At 41.6% G+C, this 6,246-nt stretch carries 6 protein-coding genes and 1 pseudogene; 2 read left to right on the top strand and 5 right to left on the bottom strand.

Translation table 11 applies throughout. The features are described 5' to 3' along the window. Nucleotides 1–570: 570 nt before the first annotated feature. The 5 genes and pseudogenes from DW025_RS14620 to DW025_RS14595 all read right to left on the bottom strand — a co-directional run bounded on the left by DW025_RS14620 (nucleotide 571) and on the right by DW025_RS14595 (nucleotide 4,585). Nucleotides 571–2,070, bottom strand: coding sequence for a zinc ribbon domain-containing protein (locus DW025_RS14620; RefSeq protein WP_120000507.1), 1,500 nt, complete (start codon nucleotides 2,068–2,070; stop codon nucleotides 571–573). 36 nt (nucleotides 2,071–2,106) lie between these two features. Next, the gene (locus DW025_RS14615; RefSeq protein ID WP_158547613.1) at nucleotides 2,107–2,559 is read right to left on the bottom strand and encodes an 8-oxo-dGTP diphosphatase; all 453 of its coding nucleotides are present in this window, start codon (nucleotides 2,557–2,559) and stop codon (nucleotides 2,107–2,109) included. 170 nt (nucleotides 2,560–2,729) lie between these two features. Next, nucleotides 2,730–3,176, bottom strand: a complete 447-nt coding sequence (locus tag DW025_RS14610; protein ID WP_120000505.1) for a YunG family protein — start codon at nucleotides 3,174–3,176, stop codon at nucleotides 2,730–2,732. Between the two features lie 377 nt (nucleotides 3,177–3,553). Further along, nucleotides 3,554–4,013, bottom strand: a pseudogene (locus DW025_RS15525) (carboxymuconolactone decarboxylase family protein). Between the two features lie 95 nt (nucleotides 4,014–4,108). Next, nucleotides 4,109–4,585: a flavodoxin gene (locus DW025_RS14595; RefSeq protein ID WP_120000503.1), complete on the bottom strand. Its 477-nt coding sequence runs from the start codon at nucleotides 4,583–4,585 to the stop codon at nucleotides 4,109–4,111. 190 nt (nucleotides 4,586–4,775) lie between these two features. Here DW025_RS14595 and DW025_RS14590 point away from each other — a divergent pair, with 190 nt between their 5' ends. Together DW025_RS14590 and DW025_RS14585 are read left to right on the top strand one after the other, a co-directional pair. Beyond that, nucleotides 4,776–5,444, top strand: coding sequence for a TetR/AcrR family transcriptional regulator (locus DW025_RS14590; protein WP_120000500.1), 669 nt, complete (start codon nucleotides 4,776–4,778; stop codon nucleotides 5,442–5,444). Beyond that, nucleotides 5,425–6,246, top strand: a complete 822-nt coding sequence (locus tag DW025_RS14585) for a class I SAM-dependent methyltransferase (RefSeq protein WP_120000499.1) — start codon at nucleotides 5,425–5,427, stop codon at nucleotides 6,244–6,246. Before DW025_RS14590 ends, DW025_RS14585 begins: the two co-directional genes overlap by 20 nt.

The following is a 6,246-nucleotide window of genomic DNA, read 5'->3' as shown; positions in this document are numbered from 1 at the left end:
AGAAATCATACTAGCTTGTATTTTTCCTAACCATCTTTACTGTTATTGGTTTGTTAGATCTTTGATATCATCTCTGATCCGACGTTCTTGAAATTCTCGTTTGGAATTTCAGGGTTGTCATGTTGTTAATTTTTCAAGGTTCTTTTATGTTCTCGCCTCTCAGCGACAACTTCTAAATACTATCACATTCATTTCTCAATGTCAACAACTTTTTTCATCTTTTTTCAAGTCATTTCGTCAGCTCTTATGAACTGATTTCGTATCATAATCGGGAGATTATATAACGAATAAATCTCAAAATCCGATGTTTTACAGATGTTTCTGACACCGTCTCACGCGACAGCTTTTATAAGATACCACCATCATTTTACAATGTCAAGCATATTTTTTCTTTTTTCTATTTTTATGTTTTTCCTATTATGTATTTTCTTATTCTCTTCTTATTTTCTTCTTATTTTCTTTTTATTTCTTTCTTTTATATTCCTCGTTATAATCAGATTTTAAGATACTATACCTGTTAGTTTCTCCGTTTCCTTTATACTCAGCTTATATTGTATCTATACACTTTGCCTATACCAGCTCAAGTCTTTCAATTATAAAACCTTCATTCTCCATGTGATATACGGTTCCGCAATATGGGCAGTTTCTCTGACGGACAGAATCAAAGCTTGCTCCACAATTCCTGCAATACACAGATGTAATGGAGAATCCAGGAGGTTCCATGTAAGCAACATTTCTCCGAAGTGTAACGTCTATACAGTCTCCGCACCTGTTGACGCGTCCATTCTTCTCACTGTAATTTATCCACCATGTTCTGAGTGTCATGCACAGATGACTTCCCTCCATATGTATATCCTGCACTGTCATAGCCTGCATATATGTCATTTCTATAATATCCCGAAAATATGGATTTAATGTTCCACCACAATATGATGCCAGATTCTCCGGGTGGTCTGACATAATCGCCATACGGATAAGAGATATGATCTGTCCCTCAAACTTCTCAAATGAAAAATACGGATCATATGGTGCAAATGCACTTTTGACCTTTCCTTTTGTTGTCACATAGGACCAGAACGGTATTCTCTTTCGTCCATCCCTGTTGAACTGTTTTGTCATAAATATAATAATAGAAATTATATATCCAAATATTCCGCCCATAATAAGTGCTACAAAAAATGACATTAACAAAGCCTGCGGTATTGGAGTTTCCCGGTCGAGAAAAGAAGGTATAAAACATGCAAGGAAGAAAACCAGCATGGTTATCCCTGTGGTCTTTCCCATCTTCTTCTGATTCTTTGTAGAAGCATTCTCCCGAATAAAAAATATATTTGTTACACGGGGAAACAGATCACTGATACGAAAAACCGTACGACAATAAGGGCAGCCTTCCGTGAGAGCTGCCACAGGGCTAACTGCACCGCAGTTTGGACAAGTCATGGACATACGTGTAAGTTCCTGCTCATTTGGAGTATGGACAACTGTCTCGTACATCGTATCTTCGGTTACACGCTCATATATTATGCCGGTTGAATTCTGGAATTGCAGATGCCTGTCAACCCCCTCATACATGAGATCAACTGTGTACCAGGATGTCTTTCGAGGCACTCTTGTAGTTCCCATCGTTTCTCTCTTCACAGGTGATGTATGCTGTATCATACGAATGCCCTTCCGTGCCATTCTATCCTTCTGAAGGCGAAGAATATATGATGTGTCTCCATCACAGCTGCGTGGACGCATGTCAGAATCATACCAATGATTTAATTCTATGGCAAAATCATCAAATATACTTCTGTGTTTCTCCCATGTTGGAGTATATTTCTTAAATACTGTCACCTGTTTTCCATAACAGATCAAAGAAATTATACCAGCTATGATCAAAGCCGCTCCAATACATAGAAAAACAAGAGCCGGTGTCTTGTCTATATCTTCAATTGTGTAGACTGAGGCACCAAGGAGTCCCAATGCAAACAACACTATACCCCTCACAAATAAGTTTGTTTTTGGCTTTGGCACTTCTAGTTTACGTTTTTTACTTGTTATATTTGATATATCTGAAAATATTGACATTTTCTTTCCCCCATAAATCCCATTAAACTTTTATTGTTATTGTATCTTTGAAACTATGCCATTTTCCGTAAGTGTCTGCAGACATTCCGACGCACTGTCATCGTGCATCATCTGCCACACCTGTTCCATTCCTGGTGCAAGCGGTTTTCGCAGGAACTCTTCTCCCGATATCCAGTACACTTTGCCCTCTTCTGAAGATATAAGTTTCCCCTGATACTCATCCGTCTTGTACAGAAATCCGACATTTCTCACAGCTCCGGTCATCCAGTGATATATTCCGGTGAGCTTTGGATTGCTTATGGTCAGCCCGGTCTCCTCATATATCTCTCGTATCACCGATTCTGTGAATGTCTCTCCGGGTTCCACATGTCCACCAGGGAATGTCGTTCCGGAATAGCTTTTCCCTACTTTATCGAGTGCAAGTACACGCCCAGCGTGATCATATACCATGCACATATTCATAAATATTACTTTCTCTATTTCCGCCATTTTCTCCATCCTGTTGTTTCTATACATTCTGTATGTATTCTCCGGTCTATGGATTTATATCGCACTCTATATACTATATATCATAATGTGCGAGTACGATAACACGTTACTATCACAACGAGCTTAATTATCTGATGCTCTTTTTCAGAATGTCATATTTGTTATCTACATCATTTTGTATATTCCCCGAGCGCAGCCTTCAGATACTCATACCTCTGTCTTTTCTCTTCCTTAGCAAAATGTACCTCTCTCTGCTGTTCCGGATTATTCTCATAATCCAACACTTCATCGCCGAACTGCTCGCTTGTGAGATCAAAAGCGCAGTCACCTATCACATTGTAACAATGATAGTTTCCGCCTGGTCTCTTTATACCGTACACCTTTCCACCAAATATATCCTGTGCCAGAAAAGCAGTGATGGAACACTGCCCCAGCGTCATGTTATCCTTTGTCCATCTGTCCCTCATCCTCGGCGCACAGGTGTCTGCACACCAGATATGACTCAGCGCATCGTATAGATCTGTTGGGGTATTTATCCCCGGATATTCATCTGTGATGGCTGGTACATCTGCATGCTCCCAGCCCCAGAAATTGTATGTCTTTTTTCCGTTGTCCATCCATCTCACCTTCGATACTACATTATTCCATCATACTTCTACATTCGATACTTCTTTTGTCCAGCTGCCTCCATTACATCAACATCCTTACATCAACTTTCTTGCTTCATTATATCACTCACACTGTAAATTCTCAGTATTTAATATACGGTATTATTCCACAGTATTTTCTAGCACTCCAATATTTTCTATCTTACATCTTACCACACCGCCGCCCTTAAGGTACAGTGGTTATCATATATCCGTCAAGGCTCTTGTCGAAACAAAAAGCCACCCGGATATAAATATCCATTCGCATTCAACCGCGAATCATATTTATACCCGAATGGTCTCTATATATTCATATGATATTGTCACTTGCGTTATCTACTACAGCCCTACTGAAGCTTTCCGTACTCCTCATCCGTCACAGGCTCGCACCATTCATTTGATGTCTCCTCACCTGGAACCTCGATTGCAAGATGGCTGAACCAGCTGTCAGGAGCTGCGCCGTGCCAGTGCTTTACCTCAGCAGGAATGTTGATGCAGTCGCCTGGATTCATCTCAACTGCAGGCTTGCCCTCCTCCTGATAGTATCCGCGTCCACCGACACATACAAGGATCTGTCCGCCACCGCTCTTTGCGTGATGGAATAGCATTCTGAAGATGGATCTTCAGCGATGAGTCAGTGATTCCCTGTGCCATAAGTGCCACAACAGTTATGATACTTCTGGTCTTTACATCGATGTCATTGTTGTTCCAGTTCTCCCCAAAGAGAACATCGTCATTAAAATGTGCAAACTCAGGAGCGAACTCTCCGAGTGCATTTCTTCCCGCTGTCTGTACTATCTTTGCCATTGTTTTTCTCCTTCCAAATGTAACTCTGTTTCATATATTCGTTGGATGTATGAAAGTTATTATCATCCTTCACTAATTTGTCATACATCTATTCTTTACGCGAGGGTTTTATCTACCCACTTCTCGATCTCCTGTCTGTTTGCCATGTTGAGCAGTCCGCCTTCTACAAACTCAGCTCCCGGTGCCGACGGCTGGAGTTCCTTGATCGTGTTGCCAAATCCGCTTCCACCTGATGTTGCGAACAATGTGATCTTCTTGCCTGTGAAGTCGTACTTCTCAAGGAATGTATTGATGATCGTCGGAGCCACATACCACCAGATAGGGAATCCAAGTACAATCTCATCATAATTCTCAATATGTGCATTTGAATCATCAAGCTCCGGTCTAAGTTTCTTGTCGCTCATCTCGACGCTGCTTCTGGATTTCTTGTTCATCCAGTCAAGGTCAGCCTTGGTGTACAGCCCCTTTGGTTTGATCTCGTACAAATCTGCGCCTGCTGCCTCCGATATCATCTCTGCAACATTTTTCGTGGTTCCACTTGCGCTGAAATATGCTATAAGCTTTTTTGACATTATGTAAACCTCATTCAACTAAACGTCATCCCATTCTAATCACCTTTGACGTGGAATGATGCTGCATGTCAAGTCTTCGTCAATCGGTCGCTTAATGATAGAAATTTTCAATTAACTCATTTAATCTTCTGGTCGCTTGATTTTGCAAATCCCATGTGATATAAAGTAAACATTGTTTACCAAATAGTAAATGGAGGTGACTATCATTCGGGAAAGTACAAAGGAAACAAGGGCAGCAATACTGAAAAGTGCCATGGAAGTCTTTCTTGAAGTTGGATATCAGGAGGCGTCCATGCGTAAGATCGCTGCAAGGGCCGGTATAACCGCAGGCGCAATATACAAGCATTTCTCAGGCAAAGAGGAAATGTTTGACGAGATATTTGAGGAAAGCGGCAGAAAGCTCATGGAAGTCACTGAATCCATGATCGGAATAGACTTCACTGCCATGTCAGATGACGAGCTGCTCAAGGTGTTGTATTCCAGGGTATCGGTGCAGATCTTCGATATGCTTGAGGGCGACATGCAGCTCTTTCATATGCTGCTGAAAAATGACTCAGGCAAATGCCTGGAGAAATTCCGCAGTATCTATGTAGAAAGAAGCGCCAGTTTTGCGATTAAGTATTATGACGAATTATACAAACGGGGAATCGCAACAAGAAAATTATCTGAAAGGACCGTGTATATGCTCTCTCTGACCGAATTCTCAATGGTCTGTGAAATAATCGCAGATGACTCATGCCAAAGTGGAGTCACAGCAGAGATGAAAACTGCATTTATGGAAGCTATGAATGTTCTGCTGCACGACATAGAAGCAGGATTGCAGATAGGAGGAAAAACAAATGGAAAAAAAGAAAATTGAAAAGGGTTCTGTCCAGGAAACTCTTCTTCTTCCACTGTACGGAAGAAAGCGTGCCATGGAGATGTATCCGGGAAACTTTAATGATCTTGACTGTCAGAGGATATACAACGAGGTCGAGATAGACTATAACAGGAAAGGTATCATGGAGAAAATCGGTGCTATCATGGCTGCCACCAGGCAATATGATCTGGCATACGTCTGCCGATCGTATCTCAAGGATCATCCAAGAGCCTGTGTTGTGAACCTCGGCTGTGGTCTCGACACAACATTCAGCCAGGTGGATAACGGACAGGCACGTGCGTACAATCTGGATTTTCCTGACGCTATAGCTGTCCGCAATGAACTTTTAGGTGAGCGTGAACGCGAGACAAATATCGCCTGTGACCTCAACGATCTCTCATGGTTTGACAAGATAGATTTCCATCCTGAGGATGGAATCGTATTCTTTGCATCAGGTGTCTTCTACTATTTCAAAACTGAGCAGGTTAAGACTTTGTTTACCGCCATGGCAGAGCATTTTCCTGGAGGCAAGCTGGTATTTGACGCGACGAAGAAAAAGGGTCTTAAGAACATGCTGAAGACATGGCTCAAGGACTGTGATGACAACATCGGTGTTTATTTCAGTGTCGATGAACTCTCGGAACTTAAGAGCTGGAGTTCTTCATTCAGTTCTGTCATCAGGAAAGGATATCTCACAGGGTACAGACCTCTTGACAAACGATATGGATTTGTCCTCAACACTGTTTTTAAGCACCTGGACAAATCCTGCATGTGTCAGATAATCGAGATCGAATTTAAATAG

The organism is Coprococcus sp. AF38-1 (assembly GCF_003603945.1).
Taxonomy (GTDB): domain Bacteria; phylum Bacillota; class Clostridia; order Lachnospirales; family Lachnospiraceae; genus Coprococcus; species Coprococcus aceti.
This window is presented reverse-complemented; position numbering and strand designations above follow the sequence as displayed.

Coding starts and splice junctions, on each gene's coding strand:
- DW025_RS14620 (WP_120000507.1), bottom strand. CDS start 2,070: ATGTCAATATTTTCAGATATATCAAATATAACAAGTAAAAAACGTAAA.
- DW025_RS14615 (WP_158547613.1), bottom strand. CDS start 2,559: ATGGCGGAAATAGAGAAAGTAATATTTATGAATATGTGCATGGTATAT.
- DW025_RS14610 (WP_120000505.1), bottom strand. CDS start 3,176: ATGGACAACGGAAAAAAGACATACAATTTCTGGGGCTGGGAGCATGCA.
- DW025_RS14595 (WP_120000503.1), bottom strand. CDS start 4,585: ATGTCAAAAAAGCTTATAGCATATTTCAGCGCAAGTGGAACCACGAAA.
- DW025_RS14590 (WP_120000500.1), top strand. CDS start 4,776: ATGGAGGTGACTATCATTCGGGAAAGTACAAAGGAAACAAGGGCAGCA.
- DW025_RS14585 (WP_120000499.1), top strand. CDS start 5,425: ATGGAAAAAAAGAAAATTGAAAAGGGTTCTGTCCAGGAAACTCTTCTT.